Source organism: Paenibacillus sp. Y916 (assembly GCF_056786435.1).
On record NZ_JBXCJA010000004.1, the window covers coordinates 302178 to 324491 of the forward strand.

Here is a 22314-nt window from a genome sequence, read left to right on the forward strand (position 1 = left end):
CCTCACTCCCTATCTTCATCCAATCTTCTGAGGCGTTTCGAAGAAACGCAGCATCGTAAGCATACGCTTTAGTGCTGAAAAGCTGACTTTTTGAACTCGTATTTATACTTCTATTACAATTCACGCGTATATGTATAGTTCTATTATAATTCATAAATATTCTAACGCAAAAAAGGACACCTTACGGCGCCCTTGGTGGGGAAATTCGTGAGACAAATCCGGTAACATCGCTACTAGCTATATTCCGATGACTTGCATCTGTTAAATAGGAGCTTGAATACATGATTTATTTCACAGTCCCGCAAGCACCTGATACCATACACCACGCTTAGAGTATATCGTTTCACGTACATGTTCCCATCCACCGAGATATTCAATATCGAATAGTCCTTCTGGTATTGGAAATTCACTTTTGTTCTCATTGTATACTACTTCATTCACTGAACGGAATCCATGCTTTGCAAAGATTCTTTGCGCATCTTCACTCCATAAGTACTCCACGAAGGCTTCCGCCACCTCACGTGTACCATGCTTATCCGCATACTTACTGACCACTGCCGCTGGATTCTCGATAAGTATCGTATTTGTGGGAACAACGATATCATATTTCACACCCTTCGCAATACGAGCCCGCAGTTCATTCTCGTAGGTAACAATGACGTCTCCAACACCATATTCAAACGCCGCCATGGATGATCTACCACTTTTATCTAGCGACTCAATATTATGATGTACCTGTTCAAGAAATTGCTTAGCTGATTCTGGATCTTTCTTTCCCTGCTGCTCAGACAACTTTAGTCCTGCTCCATAAAGAGCATTAATATCCCATTGTGCTCCACCAGAAGTCTTCGGATTGGGATATACCACCTTGACCCCTGGCTTTGTTAGATCGGTGAAATCTTGAATTCCTAATGGATTTCCCTCTCGAGTACCCAGCACCACAATCGATCGGCTCACCATGCCGCTCTCAGGCTTGTTCTTCCAGCTTGCGTCCAATAGATTAGCTCTAATTAACTTTTCTATATCCCCTTCCATCGCTAGTAGGGTCACATCTGCTTCGAACCCACCTGCAATGGCACGTGCTTGTGTTCCAGAAGCTTCATAAGACTCTTGAAACTTGACGATCTGACCTGTCTTTTGTTCCCACTCCTGCTGGAAATGAGGTAAGATTTCCGTTAATGCATCCTTAGCTACGCTATAAGCACCGATGACAAGGGTCATCTCACCTGCTGGTACAGTTGGTTGATTTGGATCAAATGCAGAGTCTTTACTACAACCGACAGCAATAATTGAAATCATCATTAGCATACTCAAACCTATTTTGCGAATACTTAATCCCCTTGTCACCTTTAACCCCTCCATTTCCTACTATATCATCATCGGCATTGGATCTTCTTTTAACTTGTTCTCCATAATCCAGCTACGCTCGTCATTGAACAAATAGGCTCGGTGAACCAATACCCGAACTTCTTCCCCTATACTTAACGTTTCTTTCTCTAATGAACGATAAGTACTCAGCTTATGCCCGCCCACTTCTACCTCCACAAGCCACTGACTTCCACGAAAATGTAAATGTCGAATGATTCCCTGTTCTGTAGCAGAGAGTAGGATGAACTCATTCTTATGGCCTACTTCAATATATTCTGGACGAATGAGCGCGCGTGTTCCTGGAGACCTTCCCGCCTCTTCGAAGCCTTTCAATTCAGAGGCATCTTCAATGACAGTAGACTCCCCGATAAATGTCGCCACGAATGGTGTCTTCGGTTCTTTATAAATATCCCACGGCGTTCCTTTCTGTTCAACACGACCATGATTAATGATCATAATCTCATCCGCTACTTCGATCGCTTCATCTTGATCATGTGTAACAAATATCGAGGTGATCCCTACCCGTTCAATTAAGTCCTTAAGCCACGTGCGTAGCTCCTGGCGAATCTTAGCATCAATAGCTGCGAAGGGTTCATCCAACAGCAACAGCTGCGGTTCAGGTGCTAATGCACGTGCAAAGGCTACCCGTTGTCGTTGTCCACCCGATAATTGATGAGGATAACGCTTCTCGAATCCCTTAAGACCTGTCAATTCGACCAATTCCATAACCCGTTCCTTCACTTTGGCATGGGGTATCTTCTTCACTTTCAGACCAAAGGCGATATTCTCAAATACCGTCATATGCTTGAATAGGGCATAATTCTGAAATACAAATCCGATCCCACGCTCCTGCGGAGGTAATTCATTCACTAACTCTCCATGAAAACGAATTTCACCGGAATCGAGATGCTCAAGACCCGCCAGCATTCTTAATATCGACGTTTTCCCGCCGCCACTCGGTCCCAACAGTCCGATCAGATGTCCTTTCTCTATTTCAAAACTAACGTCCTTTACCGCATGGAAGTCTCCAAAGTGTTTATTCAAATTACGAACTTCAATATGCATATTAGGACACGCCCTTTCTTTTCTTCGTCCATTCCATCACGAGTAATAATCCCACCGATGTAGCCGCAAGTACCAAAGCTACACTATTTGCTGCCACCACATTGAAATTCTCCACATCCTGATAGACCAACGTAGTTGCCGTTTGAGTTTTATTCATAATATTACCTGATACAACAAGAACTGCACCGAATTCACCAAGTGAACGAGCGACCGTTAGAACAACACCATATAGAACTGCCCACTGAATGGAAGGCCATGTCACCTTCCAGAATGTTCTCCATCGATATGCACCAAGTGTAGAAGCAGCTTCTTCCTGTTGAGATCCTATCTCTTGTAGTACCGGCATCACCTCGCGAACCATCAAAGGAAACGTGACGAACAATGTAGCAATGATCATGCCAGGGAAGGCATATACTACCCGAAATCCAATATTTTCAAAGAAAGTACCCATAATACTTTCAGGTCCCATCAGCAGTACAATCATTAATCCTCCAATAACAGGAGAAACGGCATATGGAAGATCAACTACGCTATTTAAGAATCCCTTAACCTTATTACTAAGCCAATCACTTCTAACTAAGTAAATGGCCATCATCACTCCGAAGAACGTGTTGATACATGTGACGATTACGACGATCAAGCCAGTCATCATCAATGCATGCAAGGCCTCTGGTCTAATTAGAGCATTTGTCAAACCACTGAACCCTTCGCTAAAAGCGCCTGTCGTCATTTTGATCAAAGGGATAATAATTAATATCGTGAATACAGCATAGGTCAGTCCTATCAACCATTTCCTCATGATCTTCTCCCTCTCATCTGCACCAAATTAATGACCCACAGTATAGAGAAGGATAAGGTTAACAAAATAATAGACACCGCAGCAGCTCCGATCGCATTATCACTCTCTACCTCACCAAATATATAAACGGAGGCAACTAATGTTCGACCTGGAATATTTCCAGCTACTAATACAACAGCTCCGAACTCAGCCAGTGCTCTGGAGAATGCAAGCATACCTCCACTGATAATTCCTGGTGCCATTGAAGGAAGCAGAACTTTATGAAATACACGTAATCCTGTGGCACCCATCGTATACGCGGCTTCTTCCTCTGTAGGATCAATCTCCTCTAATAGCGGCTGTACCGCTCGAATAACAAAAGGAAACGTAACAAATACCATTGCAATTACAACTGCAGGCTGATGGAATACAATTTCAAATCCTAATGATTCAGCTAACGATCCAATCAAACTACCAGGACCTAAGAGTAGCAATATCATAAGCCCCCCTACAGCAGTAGGTAATGCGAACGGAAGATCTACCAGACTGTTCAAGAACGATTTACCGAAAAATTCATATCTGTGCATGACCCATGCGATCATCGTTCCTATAATGACATTGATTATTGTTGAAATAATAGCTAACTTCAGTGTTAATAGAATAGCTTTCCATGCGATAGGATCGCTGACACTCTCAATAAATGTTGCCCATCCAAGAGAGAACGAATTGAAATAAACACCTAATAGAGGCAACATAATTAATATTATGAAATAAAGTAAAACCGTACTTCGAAATCCCCAAATCCATCCCTTATGCCTCAATATAGTGTTCACTATTATTCGCCCCCTGCCTCCAATATTTGTATTGGTCGGCTTATTCTTTGTCTAATAAAAGAATTCCCATTAAAGTACTTGGTTTAACATAACAGTACTTTATCAACAAATGGCTATATCCGTCAATACATTTATTGTTAGCATCAAAAAAAGGCTTCAGAATAAGCTCTCATTCGCTTATTCTGAAGCCTAGTTAAGTTTTCGTTATACACTCCGACAAAGAAACTTTACATGCGAGAGCGCAATAGGTTGCACTTCTTCAAAGGTCATCCGATCCTGAATATAATAAGAAATGAAACCATGCAGGGACAGAAACAAAGCCCGAGCTAACGCCTTGGATTGCTCCTCAACACCCTCTTCTTGTAAGTAGCTAAGAACAATCGTCGTGAACAATTCGAAGCAACGCCCCTGTTCCGTACGGCAGTAGGATAATAATTCCTCATCACGAATCATAAACATAATCTCATATTGATGTGGATGGTCCATACCAAATGAAATAAATTCCATCAACAGATATTCCATTTTCGATAATTCTTCTGTTCCCTGTACCCCAGTGGCTTGAATCATACGATGAGCAAGATGGCCGAAGTCTTCAACTACAATCGCATAGAATAACTCGGCTTTTTCTTTAAAATGATAATATAATGACCCATGACTATAACCAAGATGCTGACCTATACTTCGCATTGAAATCGCCCGGTATCCTTTAGTAATAAATAAATGTCGAGCTGCTTCTAATATCCGTTCTCTCGATAATTCCTGCGCCACTGCTCTTCTTGCCATAGACATTATTCCCCTTCAATAAAATAAAGCTGTTCTCCATCTGATATCAGAGATTGACCTTGTGTGAAGTCAGTCATCCACAGCTTGAACTGCTCCACTTCATTATTCTTTGGAAAACATGTCAGCATGACCTTTTCTGTAAAGTAAGTTTCCCCTGTCCTAACCTCGCGGTTACGCAGTTCATTCTCTATCTTGCCTAGCCATGTATAATCTACTTCTACAAACACTTGCTGATGTAAAATGCGAGTGATCGGCTCTCCGGATTCAATCGCTATGACGGCTCCATCTGTATATGCCCGGATCAAGCCACCTGCCCCTAACATAATCCCACCGAAGTAACGAGTAACTACAATCGCAACATTCCTTAATCCTTGACTACGGATCACTTCTAGAATCGGCTTGCCTGCTGTACCGCTTGGTTCGCCATCATCCGATTGCTTCTGAATCTCATTTCTCTCACCGATCATGTAGGCGGAACAGTTATGCGTTGCATTCCAGTGTTTCTTCTTAATATCTTCTATAAATGAAGTAGCTTCAGATTCAGTCGTAACAGGCATAATATGCCCAATGAATCTTGACTTCTTGATGACGATTTCTTTAGATCCTGACCCTCTTACAGTCTTATAACTCTCATTCATAATAACACTTCCCTATATCATCACTAAGTTGAATCGGGACGAATCCTAACATTTGTATATTTCAAGAAAGCAGTTCCCCGAATATGGTGCAACCGGTGAACTGCTTCTTAGATATATGCGCTTATTCTACATCAACGATAAAGGCTATAACTTACTCAGTAAGTCTAGCTTCTAATTCAGCCTTTTCTTTCTCATAACCTGGTTTGCCAAGCAATGCGAACATGTTCTTCTTATAAGCTTCAACACCTGGTTGATCAAATGGATTAACACCTTGTAAATATCCACTGATTGCGACTGCCTTTTCAAAGAAATATACTAGGTATCCAAAAGAATATGGTGTCATATTCGGAATAGTTACAATCAGGTTAGGCACTTGTCCATCTGTATGAGCAAGCATCGTACCTTGGAATGCTTTCTTGTTCACGAAGTCCATCGTCTTGCCTGCCAAGAAATTCAGTCCATCCAAATCGTTAGGATCACTCTCAATCGTAATATGTTCAGCCACTTCTTCTACTTGAATAATGGTTTCAAATATATTACGGCTACCTTCTTGAATAAATTGCCCCATCGAATGTAGATCGGTTGAGAAGTCGACTGAAGCAGGATAGATTCCCTTGTAGTCTTTACCTTCACTTTCACCGAATAGTTGCTTCCACCACTCTGATACATAGTGTAGAGATGGCTCATAGTTCACAAGAATTTCAATCGCTTTACCTTTACGGTATAACGCGTTACGAACAGCTGCATATTGGTAACTCAGATTGTCAGCCACATTCGGATTACTGAATTCCTTAGATGCGTCTGCCGCACCTTGCATCATGTCTTCAATTTGAATACCTGCTGTAGCAATCGGTAACAATCCAACCGCTGTTAGAACAGAGAAACGTCCACCTATATCATCTGGAATAATGAAAGATTCATACCCCTCTTCATTAGCCAGGTTCTTGAGTGCGCCTTTTTCTTTGTCCGTTGTAGCATAAATACGTCTACGCGCTTCCTCTTTACCATACTTTTCTTCAAGAGCAGCACGGAAAATACGGAATGCCACTGCCGGTTCAGTTGTTGTACCCGATTTAGAAATAACATTGACGGAGAAATCTTTCCCCTCCACCAAATCTAAAAGATGCGTAACATACGTTGAGCTAATATTGTTACCTGCGAAATAAATCTCAGGCGTTTTGCGTTTGTCTTTAGGAAGCATATTGTAGAAAGAATGGGAGAGTGCTTCAATAGCTGCTCTAGCGCCTAGGTAGGAACCGCCAATACCGATTACGATCAGTACATCCGAGTCACTTTGAATTTTGCTAGCAGCTTTCTGAATGCGTGCGAACTCTTCCTTGTCATACTGTGTTGGTAGATCGATCCACCCTAGGGAATCAGATCCAACTCCGGTCCCGTTATGCAATTGCTCATGAGCAAGCTTGATCGGTTCCGCCAAATAATCGATTTCATGTTGATTGATAAAAGAAAGGGCTTTACTGTAGTCAAACTGGATATTCTTAGACATAGGTAATGGTAACCTCCTGATTTTTTTTCTTATACTCTCTAGAACTGCTTTAGATTAGAATACTTCAAAATGCTACCACTGGCAAGATTATACGCTACATCATTACAAATTATATGTGCTATTAATGGATTGTACCAACGTCTCATGTTAATATAAATGAAGTTTATTACATCAGATTGAGAGGATGATTTGTGTGAAAAAGATCGGCTTTATAGGACTTGGCACCATGGGTTTACCAATGGCATCCAATCTCATTAACAAAAACTTCGAGGTCACGGTCTATAATCGCACCGCTTCCAAATGCCAGTCCCTGATAGAACAGGGTGCCGCTCTAGCATCAACCCCGCGTGAAGCTACCGTGGGACAGAACGTCGTAATCACAATGGTGAGTAATGACGATTCAATCCGCAGCATTTATTACGGTGAAGACGGTATTCTGCAATCCATTCAGAGTGGTCACATCGTAATTGACTCCAGTACGATTTCACCAGAACTCGTCAAACAATTAGCTACCGAAGTAAACGAACGTGGTGGCCATTTTCTAGACGCTCCTGTTACAGGTAGCAAACCGGCAGCCATCGATGGAACACTTGTCTTCATGATCGGAGGCAGTGCTGATATCATCGCCCAGGAATCAGACATATTCGATACACTTGGTAAAAAAGTACTCCATATGGGACCCAATGGAAGCGGAGCAGTAGCTAAATTAGCTCATAATACGATGGTCGGTATCAACAACCTAGCCTTAGTTGAAGGATTGTCCATAGCTTCGAAAGCAGGCATTCCAGCGGATACCTTCTTAGAACTACTTCAGCTAGGGTCTGCAGGAAGTAAAGCTGCTGATCTCAAAGGTCGCAAGATAATCGACCATGACTTCAGTAATCAATTCTCGCTGCAGCTCATGCTGAAGGACCTTAAACTCGCTTCTTCACTTACCGATTCTATTGGTCTTCCTACACCTATGCTAAACCTAGCAAAAAGCTTATTCCAAACGGGGCAAAGCGAAGGCTTCGGTGAAGAAGATCTCTCTGCCGTTGTGAAGTGCTATGAAGCATGGATCGGACATACCATCGCAGGCAAACCGCTCTAAAAGAGGTTGTTCAAAAAGTCATCTTTTGATCACGAAGGTTACCAAGAAGCGTATTCGACATCGAAGATTGAATTCAGCCGGTCTTTCCGGTGCTGAAAAGCCGACTTTTTGAACTTCCATTGAAAGTAGGACCTAGTTTAGTAATTGTAGTAAAAAGGGTATGCCCGAAGTTACCTCCGGGCCTACCCTTTTTTTCAATGCACATTCGTTGATTGAATTATAATTGTGTTACCTATAATTCATTCAACATTCGTTGATTAAAATTAAGCCAATTTCACTTTATCTAATCAACATTCGTGTAATGAGATAAAGTCGAGTTCACTTAATCTCATTACACGTAAGAGCAACAGTAATCCGTTCACTGCTCCCTAATTCATGATAGATATTATACGATTACAGTAGCGCTTTGACACGACTAACAACATTCTCTACTGTGAAACCATATTCTTTCATAACGCGATCCCCAGGTGCAGATGCTCCAAATGTAGAAATACCAAGAATATCTCCTTGATCTCCAACGTATTTCTCCCATCCAAGTGGATAAGCCATTTCAACCGCAAGGCGGGCTTTCACTTCTGGCAAGATGACAGAATCTTTATATGCCTTATCTTGTTTCTCGAATAAATCCCAGCTTGGCATGCTGACAACACGTACTTCAATGCCTTCTTTAGCTAGCTCTACTTGAGCTTTAACCGCCAATTGGACTTCGGAACCTGTTGCAAGAATCTGTGCTACTGGTTTGCCATTCTTCGCATCTGCAACGACATAAGCACCACGTTTGATTCCTTCACGGGCACCCTCTACAGTTGCATCAAGAATTGGCAAGTTCTGGCGTGTCAACACCAACGCTACCGGATTAGAAGTATTCTCCACTGTGTAAGCCCATGCTGCAGAAGTCTCATTCGCATCCGCTGGACGGATAACAGTAAGACCTGGAATAATACGTAGGGACGCCAACTGTTCAATCGGTTCATGTGTTGGACCATCTTCACCTACTGCGATACTATCATGCGTTAATACATAAGTAACCGGAAGCCCCATAATAGCTGCTAGACGGATAGCCGGACGTAAATAGTCGGTGAATACGAAGAATGTTCCTCCGAAAATCTTGAGCCCTTTATGCAATGCGATCCCGTTCATGGCAGCAGCCATTGCGAATTCACGCACACCATAATACACATTGCGGCCTGCATAGTCTTCCGAATTGAATGTAGGTAAGCCATTCAGGTGAGTCATCGTTGAACTCTCCAAGTCAGCAGATCCACCTAGAAGCTGTGGAACACGTCCAATTAGACCATTCAATGCTTTACCGGAAGCAACACGAGTCGATACTGCGCTATCTTCAGTAGTATATTTCGGAAGGTCAGCATCCCAATCTGCAGGCAAGCTATCATGAATAGCATACTCAAATTGTGCTGCAAGCTCAGGGAATGCTTGTTTGTACTTCGCATACTGCTCTTCCCATGCTTTGTAAGTCGCGATCCCTTTTTCTTTTACAGTAGAGAAATGTTCACGAACTTCTTCTGGTACGTAGAAATCTTCTTCATATACCCATTTATAGTATTCTTTCGTTAACTTAGCCTCTTCAGCACCTAATGGAGAACCGTGAGTACCGCCACTTCCACCCTTACCTTGCTTATTCGGGCTACCGTAACCAATGACTGTCTTCACTTCGATCAACGTTGGACGCTCTGTGTCAGCTTGCGCTTCTTTGATCGCTTGCTCAATAGCTGATAGATCATTACCATCTTCTACGCGCAACACCTGCCAACCATAAGCTTCGAAACGCTTCTCAACACTTTCAGAGAAGGAAAGATTAAGAGCACCATCCAAAGAAATATCATTGGAATCATATAGAGTAATCAACTTACCTAATTTAAGATGCGCAGCCAAGGAAGCCGATTCACTTGAGATCCCTTCCATCAAATCTCCATCTCCACAAATAGCATACGTGAAATGGTCAACTACTTTGAAGTTATCTTTGTTATAAGTAGCACCAAGTTGAGCTTCAGCCATCGCCATACCTACAGCCATACCGATACCTTGACCAAGTGGACCTGTCGTAGCATCTACACCCGCTGTGTGACCGTATTCTGGGTGACCTGGAGTCAAGCTTCCCCATTGACGGAACTGTTTCAATTCTTCCATTGGAAGATCATATCCACTCAAATGTAGCAAGCTATACAACAACATTGATCCATGTCCTGCAGATAATACGAATCGGTCACGGTTGATCCATGAAGGTTCATCTGGATTGTGATTCATCGTCTTAGCGAATAATTGATATCCCATTGGTGCAGAACCCATTGGCATACCTGGGTGTCCGGAATTCGCTTTCTCAATGGCATCAATAGCCAAAGTACGGATTGTAGTAATAGATAAATTATCAATCTTGTTATTCTCTTCTTTGTTGATTACTTGATTGTTAGTCATCTTAATCCTCCTCTTACATCTGTAGAATCTTCATTGGCGGAGCCTTCTATAGCGTGTGTACCCGCGCTATTATGAAATAAATCCGCTTTGAAAGTCTCAATATGACTTATTGTAACACTTGGCTCTCTTCATTTCCATAACCTTGTTCAGTTTTCACCTTCCGGAGACGACTTATCCATTAATAAAATAAGATAATCCATAGCACAAAGCCTGTTCAGAACATAATTGACTTAGAAAAAATAACGCTTATGCCGTGGTGATACGGCATAGGCGTTATTTAGAAATCGTGAGTGAATCCTGGGAATACTCTAAGCGCATCAATTATTTATTACATTATAGTTGTAAGATACCCTATTGGAGTTACGGTGTGCTTAAACCTTTTCCATTTAGATTACTATGAGCAGATATGCGATCAACAACCTCATAATTTCCACCACTAAAAGAAGAAAAATCAATGATAGTCAATCCACAGAATTTTATGATAGACTATGAATATATATCGTGAGAATGAGTCGGAATTAATAACTCCCAACAAATAACTTACTGTGATGAGAAGATTTATGCGGAGGTTGATGGAAATGTCTAAGGAATATGAAGTCTATGTTCTATTAACAGATACAGGAACACTTCTTACAAAAACTATAAAGTGGTTTACCAAAGATCCTCTAAATCATGCATCGATCGCTTTTGATCGAGAATTAACGGAGGTATATAGTTTCGGTCGCAAGAATCCACAGAACCCTTTCTTCGCAGGTTTTGTAAAGGAAGATTTGAGCGGGGAATTTTTCAGACATGCTACATGTGCAGTTTACTGTTGTAAGGTTACCTCGAAGGAATATTACAATATTCGCAATCAAATTCTTCATATGGAACTTAATCATGAACTGTATAAATATAATCTGATTGGTATGCTTGGGCTCCTACTAAACATCCAAATAAAAAGAGATCATGCTTATTTCTGTTCTCAATTTGTAGCTTCTGTCTTTGAGACTAGCGGTGTTCAATTAGTCAATAAATCCTGCTTATTCGCTACTCCAGGTGACTTAATCAACGATACACATTTGCAATTAATTTATGCTGGGAAACTACGGCCGTACGTCCTACCTACTAAATTACCTTTCAAACGTATAATAACGGCTTAATATTTGAGAATAGTACACTTGCAAAAAGAAGCTCTTAAACAACAAGCTGACATCGGTATTCAACCGGTGTCAGCTTGTTTTATTTTGTATAGAGTACTTGATAGGACTATCCCGATGAAGAATCCAGAAATAGATGAAACGACCATAATCCCAATAAGATTAGTACTTGAGGTGAAGACTAACTTTAAAGTTATAGTTATTAGTGTTACAAGAAACACCACTGCCCAATATTTTATTTTGACTCTAGTATTTATGCTAACATAGCTATTATTCACCTGACGTTTATTGAGTATTCGCAAAAGAATGATTCCCTCAAGAAGCAATCCCACGATAGATAGCATATGTTGAAGGAGTTTATATACAGGTATACCCACCATGTACCCTTGCAGAATTGTATATCTAGTAACCATTAGTCCCGACTTATGAGTAAATGCATCTAATAGGACATGCGAGTAAAATCCAATAATGACAGAGATAATAAAAATAATCCAACTTCTTAACTTGTCCAATTTCCACTCTTGAATGATTCCTTGAGCTCTTGCATCCAACCGAAATAAAGAAGGTAAGTTATCAGTTAAAGGGATCTTGATCAAATAATGAAAGATAAATGCTAACATTATACTTAATGGAATACCTTGAATGACAAGACCTTTTAAAGAATGACCTATACTTTGATAAGGCTCGAGTGCTATGAAATATTCAAAATCTGGGGCCATACTCCCCAAAATGATCCCTGTTAAACTAATATATCGGGGTTTCAAAACCTTTAATGGTGCAATATACATTGGATGTGCAAACGTAAATGGCATATGTATTAGTCCTTTCAATAACATTTCCTTGGTCATTTCATAACATCCACCACCTTAAGACCTGCTAGGGATTTAAGGTGGTAGTCCCCGATAATCTTTTCTTCGAAATTACTGTGTAATCAAACCGTTAATCACTAATCATGAACGACTTCCGTTCCTGCTATGAAATCGTGGAGTGAGCGTTTATCTTCTCGTAAAGCAACCATAAATATGCTTACAATGACTCCGATTCCTAATGTAAGTGCATAAACTATTCCCCCCACAATATTACGTAATAACATCGTACCTATGCCAGGTGGGGAATGATCACTAAATTTCCTAATACGTATCCCGCAGATTCGCTTTCCTATTGTATATCCGCCCCATATTACGGGTAGGATCAATGAATACAACCCGCTCAAGAAATCTTTCAAATGTCCTTCACTGTCCCAACCTCCAAATATGATAGCTAGTGGAAGCCCGACGATAAGTCCATCTAGTAGTCCGGCCCCCAATCTAATCCAGAACCCTGCTTCTTGATTCATAAAAAAACTCCTTTCTTTATGATTAGACAGATTATTCTTCCGATCACTACTGATAACAGTTATGAACGTTTCTAGCGACAGACATCAAAACCAACTTTGAGCTGAATCGATTACAGTATAAAAAATGCACCCCCTAGAATTTCATCAGTTAAACAACCTAAAGGTTATTCCAATGTCTATTCTATGAGGTGCGCTTCAGCATACAGTACATATATGAACATACACTGTTTGTTTATTCTTGCGGACGTCCGCCTGGTTCCAAACCGGATTCGGAAGCTGTCATCAACGGTTTCACACATAAATCTGTATGTACACGAATCTGACATGATAGACGAATCATGGGGTCTGTAATTTCCTTTTTGGCAAGAAGTTCTGCTTCGATCTCCCCGATAGCCCCTGCGTCGCCCTCTAATACCTCGACACGGCAAGTTGTACATCTCGCGTTCCCACCACAACGGTGTAATATATCTATCCCATTATCTTCAAGAACGAGCACTAGTTTTCTTCCTTCTTCGGCTTGAAATGAACCTCTTCCTTCTACTTGAATCGTTGGCATATAAATCGCTCCCTTCGTTAGTACTCTTCTATGTTACCTGATCTTCACAAGGATATGTGAGAATCTATTTAATATTAACGCGAATTGCGTTTCTTCGCGGCTAGCAGGCGGTCCATCGAAGTGGACCGCTCTTGCTCCTGAAGCGGCTTGGCTGATGCCGCCGCTTCGTCGCTCGGCTGGGCCTGCGGCTGCCGAGCCTGTTCTACCGGCGGCGTAACACGCGCCGCCGGCACTGCCGAAGCCGGATTGCGTCCGGCTTCCTGCGGGCTTCGCCCGCCCGCACCGCCACGTTCCGTGGGCGGTGCTACTGGCGGTGTGGCTGCGCCACCACCGCCATAAAAGGCTGCGGCGCGATCCTTGCGCGCCGCAAGCCGGGTCATGCCGGCGGCTGGCGCAGCCTCGCCGGCAGGGACGGCCCGTCGCCGCAAGATAGCGGCGAGCCGGGCCCTCATCGCAGCCCATGGCAGCGCCAAGCGGCGCACAGCGATGTCTGCGACCCAGAGCAACAGCGCTGCTACAAGTAGCGCATAACTCAGATCGTGGAGCATACGGCTAGGTCTAGCCTTTGGCGCGAATAGCTCCTCTGGCTGATCCCATGATAACATGCGCCCTCCCGTAAGTTCAGCAAGACGACGAAGAACCTGCTTCGAATCGCCATTGGCAATCCGATACTCTGGAGAATAAGGTACGATAAATCCAGTGCCTGGCGCAACAATTTTGTCGACTTCACCAGTACTATCCACTAAAGACAACATAAATGCTCCAGGTTGATCGACCATCAACTCACCGGAATATTGACCCGGCGATTCTTGATATAAAGTCACTTCCCGCTCCTCCAAATCCTCTCCTGTCACGATTGCTGTCATTTGATCCGGTGCCGATTCATCTCCATTAGCAACTACCTCTAATTGAACTTGATTACCAGCTACCTCTGTCTTTATATCATAGGGAGAAGCTGTGAATTGCGGAAAGGTCCACTTTATCATCTGTGTAAGAACATCTGCGAAAGCTGACCATGACACCCATTCCTTAGACCATTTACCCGTGAGGTCACTACTCCATGCCACGCTCCGTCCTGATCCATACTGCCATCTAGCGAGTAGCGGATCTGGCTCTGGACTCACAAGTACCGTCTGCGCAGTCGATTTAGCAGTGGTCGCCACATAACCGTTCACTATCGGTAATCCAGCTTCGAATAACGCCCGCCAATCCCCCGCATCCTGCACAGCAGGAATGAATGGCTTATCTACAATATAAGATTGAGCCATCATTACCGCTTCACGACTGAAGATTGCGGGGATGGTCGATGGATCTTGCACGAAGTAATATCTTCCCTTGGCAGCATCAGCTAAGGTTTGTAATAATACCGTATCAGCATCCCCCCCTACAGCTACGGATGAGAGCGTCATATGATCGCCTTTCATCTGCTGTATAAGCCCATCATAAGCTCCATTGCCCGCTGATTGCCCATCCGTCATCAGAATAATATGCTTTCTTTGCGCTTCAACAAGCAGCAATTCTTGTACAGCGGAACTTAGCGCTGGATAAATATCCGTTCCACCTTCGGGTTGAATAGACTGAATCAGGCCAAGCACCTCATCTTTATTCGTCATTTTCTGAGGGGGGACTACCCACCATGGTTGACTGTCAAAAGCGACAACACCAACCGTATCCTTAGGACGCAAAAGCTCTACGGTTCTCATCGCCGCTTCTTTAGCAAGCTCTATTTTGTCTCCACCCATACTTCCTGAGCGGTCAATTACCAGAATCAGTCCTAAGGAAGGGATTTCTCGTTTCCCCACAAGATCCATTGATACAGGTAAAAGCTTCTCGATCGGTGTCTTAAAATAACCACCCATTCCAAAACTCTCTTCTCCGCCAGCCATCATGAACCCAATACCATAGCTTCTGACAGCCTGCTCAATGAGCTCCATCTGACGTCCACCCACTTGATTGCCTGATACATTATTGAACACGATACTATCGTAAGCTCCATATTTCGCTAGCTCAGAAGGTAACAGTTCAGGTGCAATCACGTCATATTGAATAAGTCCAGAAGATAGTGAGGACGTAATATTCCCCGATGTGCCTGCTTCACCTTCCACAATCAGCACTTTAGGAGGACCTTCCACTCGAGTAAACGTATATCCTGCATTATTGGCTGATTGCTCATCCCCATTCATGAAGATTTCAGCACGATAACGATGAAGCCCGGTCGTTTTAGCCAATCCTTTCATACCATAACGGTTATCCCCCGGCGTTACCTCTACCTTTTGTCTACCAATTTCACGATTGTCTTCATACAAACGAAGCTCTCCTGTGGCCTCATACGTACTTCGCAACATCACCTCGAAATAAAAAGATTCCGCTTGATACAGCTTATCTGGCACGATGAGCTCTTCAACGGCTACATCGTTCATTACAGGTTGTGGTGACTCCAATATATCCACAGCAATACCACGGTCCTTCAACAGCCTTCCTGCTGCGAGCATGCTACCCACATTCTCTTCTCCGTCCGTGATCATCACAATTCGTGAATCCCCTTCGTTACTCAAAAGACTGCTACTTAGCTGCATCCCAGATTCTAGATTACTGAATTCCCGCTTAAGCGAAGCATTCAGTTGAACTTGATCTATCTTTGATGCTGAGGGCTTACGCTCAACCGCAGCCCCCAATCCTGAAGACACAATTGAAATGAGATCTTCCTGTTCTTTATATGCAGCCGATTGCTGAATCCAATGCTGTAACTGCTCTCCATCAGACATACTGAAAGAACGATCAGCAAGGTAGACAACTTCTTTGTGATAGAGATCAGTATACGATTGAAGCCCTGATAGCATCAGAACAAGCAACAATAATATCGTTGAACGAATACCGATAGCCCATTTCTTGCGAGCAGCAGACAACCTGAAATCGGATTTATAGGCATATACCATAAGCCCGGCAAGCGGAATAAGTAATAATAACAGCCACGGATGACTAAATTGAACGCCCACGCTGATACACCCCCCATTCCAATAGCATGATCACGAGCGCAGCGGCAGCTGCAATCCACATCAGTGACATCGGCACCTGCCCCTCATCAGCCTTATTGCTCGTCCTGTCATTCTGCTCTGTTTCACCCATTGTTCCCTTGGAATCCGTTATCTCTTGAGCAAACGATAAAGCTGTCTTCTCTCCAATGGCTCCTTCGAAAGGATCAGCGGCTACATCTACCCAATAATTCGACTTATTCCCTTCTGCATCCTGTTGTTCAAAGGCATATAACCCAGGAATGGAAGGTGTCTTCTGAAGCGTTGTGTAACCACTTAATCCTTGATCAGCCTCTATTGGATCTATTCCCTTAGATAAGGCCAATCCACCTTTAGCAACCCATCGTGCCTTCGTAACTTCAGCAGATATTGGGATGTCTAAACTCCCCCCTGCAATTACTCTTCCAAGACCGTATCCTTCTCCACTAGTCAACCACGAGACAGCATTATTCACCATGATTGGAAATTCAGCAGACAATGGGAGATCCGTATTTTCTAGTTTAAAAAGAAAAGATAACCGCGAATGTCCACCCAACTTACCTGCAAAAACAGCCGGTTCACTCCCAATTTCTACAATCGGGTTCCCCCATTCAGGAGCGTCCCTCTCTATAGTGGCACCGAAATATATGCCAGATAGTGAAAGGTATTTGGTCATCTCGTGATTGTGTAGCTTAACCTTCTCTCCACCAACCTTCACTTCTTGTCCTATTCCACCAATCGTCCATAACGGTGTCTTACTAAGCATCTTCCCCCAATCACCTTTACTTACGAAATCCGGCATATCTCCATCTACAATAATCAGATCAGGTGCTTCCTTCGGAACAGGAGGTGATGACATATCTATCTCCCCATCTTCCTGCATAGGTGCATCCGCTCCTGTACCATGAATAACCATCTTAGTAATCTCCGCCCCGGTTAACTGTAGAGCTTTCTCCAAGAACAGATTCCCTGATGACAAGAACAATACCCGTGGAGTGGAACTCTTACTGCTGAATGCAAAAGAACTATTATCAGCTTCATAAGCATCCCCACCCTGTAACTCTAGACGATATACTTCCGCATCTTGTAGATTTTCTAGTCTGAGCGTAGCCGTGCCATCTTCATGCCACTCAGCAGTCTGTGTTACTAATAACTGATCGTCCCCATATATGCTATATTCTATCGGTCCAGTCTCGACTACCGTATTTTCTAAGACAGCTACCACTATACTCCCCGTAGATTGATGCTGTACACCGAATTGTTTGATCGCAACATTCCGTAGTGGTGGCGCTTCAATACCAACGACTCGAACAGGTACTTGAAAAGATATCTCTTCCCCATCGCCCTTCCACTGGCCGTCTGTAAACACAATAACTTCAGCATCTTGACCATCCCGAGTTAATGCCGAAGCAAGCGAAATGGTTTCTTGATAAGCCGATTTACCGTGATAAGGTTGAAGACCATCCAGAGCTTCCTCAACACGAGTATGGCTCTTCTCCCGAGACAAGATGACTTGCGGCTCCGAATCCATGCTTAGAAGCGTGATTTCACTCCCCTTGGCATGGTCCTTCAAATAACCTTTTACCTGCGACTTCAAAAGATCCATCCGCGTCATCTCTACATTCGATTGTTCACCCTCAGCATTAGGCTCTGCTATCTTTGCACTCATGCTGCCTGAGGTATCAGCAACAATGACCACATGACCTTTAGCGTTATCGGACACCCACCCGTATGGCTGCATCAATGCAAACACAAGTAAAGCCGCTACTATGAGCTGTAACCACAGCAATAACCTGCTCTGTAATTTCTGCCAAGGACGATTAGCCTCGATATTCCGCAGAACTCGCTCCCATAGAAGATGACTCGGTACTAACGTATCTATAAATTTCCATTTCAACAAATACATCAGCAGTATAGCCGGTATGCTTAGACCGAACACCATCCCAAGCCATGACCCGATCCCCACATTAAGTTCCTCCTCAAGAGCTTTGCGTAGCATGACTCATCACTATGTCTTTACTAGCCCCGACTCCGCTAATATTCCAAATACAGCTTGCTGCAAGGGCGTATCATTAGGAATAAGAACATAAGAAACCCCTCGTTCTGCTGCATAACTTGATAGATTGTTCCTGTATTTATCCCATTCTGTTCGATATGCCTGTAATACTTTCCCGGTTAAAGCTACATCCTTACCTGCGCCAATCTCGCTATCTACAAGTCTCAAGTCTCCGCTCAACGATGGGTCTATTTCCTCTCGTGACACGATATGTACAAGTACCACTTCTTGACCAGCACCAGCAAGACGGGATAACGCATTTGCAATCTCCTCTTCTCCATCACGGAGCCAGAAATCCGAGAAGATCCACGTCATTCCCGATAATCGTGGAATTGCCCCAGGCTCACCGAGACTTGTAGCTAAGCTACCTTCTCCACCTACGGCTGCGTCTTCTAGAAACTGAAACAACCGATGAAGTGATCCACGTCCTCTTAATACTGGAAGACGAGAATCTAATGAATTACTGTAGCAAGCTGCTTGTACACGCTCATAAGAACATAATGCGATATACCCTATACTAGCTGCTAACTGTTTGGCATATTGTAGCTTACTCGGAATGTCATTGTTGCCTCCTGAAATCCCTTTTACTGTTACTTCACCGAAATCCATTGATTTGGAGCAGTCTACATACACACTAACCATCAATTCCTGTTCATCCATGAATTGTCTAATAAACGGCTTGCCGGTACGTGAGTACACACCCCAATCGAACCGCCGGATATCATCTCCAGCACTATATGGACGATAATCAGCAAATTCAAGCGATGATCCCAAACGGCGAGAACGACGTTTCCCCTGCAATGTACCCGCTACTCTCCTACCCGCACCCAAACTCAATCTCTCTAGCCGAGGGAGCCACTCCGGTGGAAGTAAATATTGCCCATTCATGCTTTACCTCCAAGAGTATCCAGAATTTCTTGAATGATCTGATCTGTCGTAATCCCCCTTGCCTGTCCTTCGAAATTCAAAAAGATACGATGTCTTAGTGCAGGAATAGCTACAGCATGAATATCCCCCGTAGATAGGTGCATTCTACCATGGCATATAGCACGAATCTTCCCCGTAGAGATCATTGATTGGATTCCACGTGGTCCAGAACCAAACCTTACATTCTTACGCACACCTTCCGGAGCTGAATCTTCTTCAGGATGCGTCATCATCATCAGTCTAACGGCATAATCAAGCACTTCTTCAGCAACCAACACTTCTCGTGCCCCTCGCTGAATTTCCAAAAGCTCCGCAGCGCTTGCCTGTTTACTCACGACTGCCTGATGCGAGGAAGTCGTTCTCCGTACGATTTCCTTTAGTTCTTCTGCATTGGGATAAGGAACTAGTATTTTCAACTGAAAGCGATCTAGTTGTGCTTCTGGTAATGGGTAGGTCCCTTCATTCTCCAATGGATTCTGTGTAGCCAATACAAAGAATGGCTGTGGTAATTGATGCGTGTCATTACCAATCGTAACGGTATGTTCCTGCATCGCTTCTAGCAAGGCACTTTGAGTTTTCGGTGTAGCCCGATTAATCTCATCTGCAAGGACGATGCTACTGAATATCGGTCCGCTTTGAAAAGTCATCCCTGTCACACCTTGATTCCCAAATGAGAGCACTTGCGTCCCCGTAATATCACTCGGCATCAAATCCGGTGTAAATTGAATCCGTGAAAAAGATAAATCCAAACTATCGGCTATCGTACGTACTAGCATCGTTTTGCCAAGTCCAGGTATTCCCTCCAACAAGGCATGTCCCCCTGCGAAGATGCACCATAACATCTGCTCAACCACCTCATGCTGGCCAACAATAATTTCTCCAATCTGCTCACGTACACGGGAAATAGTATCTTTCCACACCTCAGGCTGTATCTTCACTTCAGGCATATTCTCTCTGTCCTCCTCAATAGTCTTGTTCATGGATTAGGATTAATCGAAGTGAAATAGCTTTCTACCAATCCCTGCATTTGCTGGGGCAGATCACTTCTACCAATCGTCTTCTTGGCTTCTGTTGCATAATCCTCATATACTTCGTCATAGGGACGACTAGCACCATCAATCATGGGAGATGTTCCACCTTTCTGAATATCTCCACCCCCACCTTGAGTAGGGCCGCCGTCACTTTGTAACCCATCTTTCCCATCCAAAGAACGCGGTGTTGTCACTAGCTCACGGTTACCTGCTCCTAACCCTGCCCCCGAACCCGTTCCTGTTCCAGCACCTCCGCTACCACCTTGCCCTGAGCCACTTCCCTGGCCCGCACCACTACCACTTCCTTGACCAGATCCACTACCCTCGCCCGTACCCGATCCAGGTGTACTTCCTTCCCCTGGCTCTACTCCTTGCCCTTCGCTTGACTCACTTCCACCCGGGTTCCCCGCCGCTGACGCTTGAGCAAGCATCTCAGCACTGCCTCCACTACTCCATGTATCCGAGTAAGCAAGACCTGCTGCAGCCATTTGATCAGCAAGACCTAATCCCTGTTGTGCTAATGCTGCGCTGAGTGTAGAAGCTAGATCTGCTTGCTCTAAAGCTTGCAACTTCGCTTCAATTGCTTTGGATAACTCATCTGCTAGCTGTTGCAAAGCTTGTTCTTGCTCCGCAGCATCGCCCTTCTCTAACGCCTGTTCCAATTGCTTCAACGCATCTTTTATCTGCTTATTCTCAGCATTTGTAGGTGTTTCTTTAGATAGTTTATTTAAAGATTCCCGTAGCTTTTCTTTATCTTCTGAAGACAACTTACGCATCTCACTCTTCAAAGTGCTCATCGATTTCTGAAGCTGGTCTTTACTATGATTTAATAGACTCTTAGCAACCGAAGACAACTGAGATACCTGTCGCATCTTCTCTGCCATCTCAGATAAGGATTTCTCCTTCATCTCCTGTTGCTTTGCCAATTTCTCCATTGCCTTCATACTTTTCTCCATTTGATCAAGTGCCTGCGTAGGATCCTTCTGTCCATTTAAGTCCTTTTGCAGCTGATCTAACTGCTCTTGAAGAGGTTGCTTGACTAGTGATGCAAGCTTGGACGTCTGCAACTTCTTAGCTAACTCTTCAACTTGTTTCTCTTGTGTCTTAACCCATTCTTGTTGCCGCTTATCTTCAGCAAGCACCTTATCTTGTGGGTTCGGAAGGATGGCAATGATCAGAGCGACGATAAACATCGAAGCACAGATGATCCAAAGCTTGCGTCTTCTCGGTCGAGGAAGCCGTTTCTTCATAGTTGAAGTAAACTGTTGCCCATACTTTGCAGCCTGTTCCCTCTGCCAATGAACTGCTGAGTTCTCCATATTCTTGAACGACAAGGCCGTTACCATCATGTCACTGCGTTCTTGTCCAAGAGTGAACTCATCCATCGTACTCGCCGCTTTGGTTACGTTAATACGATGGATCCAGCCCCATATTAGTCCTACAATGACGCATAAAGCAAATACACCAACAGCCCAATATCGCACATATTCAATAGGGAATATTCTAGCTACCAATAACAAGACAAGTCCCAATATTAATCCACAGAGACAACCATAACCTCCATAAATCAGGACACGGAAAAACTGCAATCTCCTACGAGTCATAGCTACGGAATGTTGAACCACTTGCATATGATCTTGCCTCTGCCCAGCACGGGTTACATCATTTCCGACCTGCTGATGACGGTCAGCATTTACCGGATCATTCTGTTCTTTCATTCTTCTCACCCCCCTTTTTTCGAATACAACTATTCCGTGCTACAT

Annotated in this window: 18 protein-coding genes; 2 read left to right on the forward strand and 16 right to left on the reverse strand. The window is 43.6% G+C overall.

Features of this window, described 5'->3' with window-relative positions:
- Positions 1-291 precede the first annotated feature (291 nt).
- The 7 genes from AC1TO9_RS12160 to AC1TO9_RS12190 form a co-directional block, all read right to left on the reverse strand.
- On the reverse strand, positions 292-1302 hold the full coding sequence (locus AC1TO9_RS12160; protein WP_482055663.1) for a sulfate ABC transporter substrate-binding protein: 1011 nt from the start codon (positions 1300-1302) through the stop codon (positions 292-294).
- Between the two features lie 66 nt (positions 1303-1368).
- Positions 1369-2433 carry a sulfate/molybdate ABC transporter ATP-binding protein gene (locus AC1TO9_RS12165; protein WP_482055379.1) on the reverse strand — a complete coding sequence of 355 codons (1065 nt, stop codon included), beginning with the start codon at positions 2431-2433 and terminating at the stop codon, positions 1369-1371.
- A 1-nt stretch (position 2434) separates the two neighbouring features.
- Positions 2435-3232: a sulfate ABC transporter permease subunit gene (locus tag AC1TO9_RS12170; RefSeq protein WP_482055378.1), complete on the reverse strand. Its 798-nt coding sequence runs from the start codon at positions 3230-3232 to the stop codon at positions 2435-2437.
- A complete protein-coding gene (gene cysT / locus AC1TO9_RS12175) occupies positions 3229-4044 on the reverse strand; it encodes a sulfate ABC transporter permease subunit CysT (protein ID WP_482059284.1) in 816 nt (271 codons plus the stop codon). The genes AC1TO9_RS12170 and cysT overlap by 4 nt, the downstream gene beginning before the upstream one ends.
- Before the next feature lie 204 nt (positions 4045-4248).
- The gene (locus tag AC1TO9_RS12180) at positions 4249-4827 is read right to left on the reverse strand and encodes a TetR/AcrR family transcriptional regulator (protein ID WP_482059285.1); all 579 of its coding nucleotides are present in this window, start codon (positions 4825-4827) and stop codon (positions 4249-4251) included.
- A 5-nt stretch (positions 4828-4832) separates the two neighbouring features.
- Positions 4833-5465 carry a YigZ family protein gene (locus AC1TO9_RS12185; RefSeq protein ID WP_482055375.1) on the reverse strand — a complete coding sequence of 211 codons (633 nt, stop codon included), beginning with the start codon at positions 5463-5465 and terminating at the stop codon, positions 4833-4835.
- Positions 5466-5616: 151 nt separating this feature from the next.
- Complete coding sequence (locus AC1TO9_RS12190; protein ID WP_482059286.1) at positions 5617-6972, reverse strand: glucose-6-phosphate isomerase; 1356 nt, start codon at positions 6970-6972, stop codon at positions 5617-5619.
- A 193-nt stretch (positions 6973-7165) separates the two neighbouring features.
- Here AC1TO9_RS12190 and AC1TO9_RS12195 point away from each other — a divergent pair, with 193 nt between their 5' ends.
- Positions 7166-8062 carry an NAD(P)-dependent oxidoreductase gene (locus AC1TO9_RS12195; RefSeq protein WP_482059287.1) on the forward strand — a complete coding sequence of 299 codons (897 nt, stop codon included), beginning with the start codon at positions 7166-7168 and terminating at the stop codon, positions 8060-8062.
- Positions 8063-8455: 393 nt separating this feature from the next.
- On the opposite strand, the gene tkt is transcribed toward AC1TO9_RS12195, so the two are convergent.
- Positions 8456-10495, reverse strand: coding sequence for a transketolase (tkt, locus tag AC1TO9_RS12200; protein WP_482055372.1), 2040 nt, complete (start codon positions 10493-10495; stop codon positions 8456-8458).
- A 578-nt stretch (positions 10496-11073) separates the two neighbouring features.
- Between tkt and AC1TO9_RS12205 the strand changes: the two genes are divergently transcribed.
- A complete protein-coding gene (locus tag AC1TO9_RS12205; protein WP_482055371.1) occupies positions 11074-11637 on the forward strand; it encodes a hypothetical protein in 564 nt (187 codons plus the stop codon).
- A gap of 59 nt (positions 11638-11696) precedes the next feature.
- Here the strand turns inward: AC1TO9_RS12205 and AC1TO9_RS12210 are convergent, their stop codons facing one another.
- From AC1TO9_RS12210 to AC1TO9_RS12245, 8 genes are all read right to left on the reverse strand, one after another.
- On the reverse strand, positions 11697-12482 hold the full coding sequence (locus AC1TO9_RS12210; RefSeq protein WP_482055370.1) for a DUF4184 family protein: 786 nt from the start codon (positions 12480-12482) through the stop codon (positions 11697-11699).
- 98 nt (positions 12483-12580) lie between these two features.
- Entirely contained in the window at positions 12581-12970 is a 390-nt protein-coding gene (locus tag AC1TO9_RS12215) for an RDD family protein (RefSeq protein ID WP_482055369.1), read from the reverse strand.
- Between the two features lie 232 nt (positions 12971-13202).
- On the reverse strand, positions 13203-13526 hold the full coding sequence (locus AC1TO9_RS12220; protein ID WP_482055368.1) for a 2Fe-2S iron-sulfur cluster-binding protein: 324 nt from the start codon (positions 13524-13526) through the stop codon (positions 13203-13205).
- 74 nt (positions 13527-13600) lie between these two features.
- Positions 13601-16522 carry a VWA domain-containing protein gene (locus AC1TO9_RS12225; protein ID WP_482059288.1) on the reverse strand — a complete coding sequence of 974 codons (2922 nt, stop codon included), beginning with the start codon at positions 16520-16522 and terminating at the stop codon, positions 13601-13603.
- Positions 16506-18503: a vWA domain-containing protein gene (locus AC1TO9_RS12230; RefSeq protein WP_482059289.1), complete on the reverse strand. Its 1998-nt coding sequence runs from the start codon at positions 18501-18503 to the stop codon at positions 16506-16508. Before AC1TO9_RS12230 ends, AC1TO9_RS12225 begins: the two co-directional genes overlap by 17 nt.
- A gap of 42 nt (positions 18504-18545) precedes the next feature.
- The gene (locus tag AC1TO9_RS12235; RefSeq protein WP_482055365.1) at positions 18546-19481 is read right to left on the reverse strand and encodes a DUF58 domain-containing protein; all 936 of its coding nucleotides are present in this window, start codon (positions 19479-19481) and stop codon (positions 18546-18548) included.
- Complete coding sequence (locus tag AC1TO9_RS12240; protein ID WP_482059342.1) at positions 19478-20467, reverse strand: AAA family ATPase; 990 nt, start codon at positions 20465-20467, stop codon at positions 19478-19480. Before AC1TO9_RS12240 ends, AC1TO9_RS12235 begins: the two co-directional genes overlap by 4 nt.
- 29 nt (positions 20468-20496) lie before the next feature.
- Positions 20497-22269 carry a phage tail tape measure protein gene (locus AC1TO9_RS12245; RefSeq protein WP_482059290.1) on the reverse strand — a complete coding sequence of 591 codons (1773 nt, stop codon included), beginning with the start codon at positions 22267-22269 and terminating at the stop codon, positions 20497-20499.
- Positions 22270-22314 lie beyond the last annotated feature (45 nt).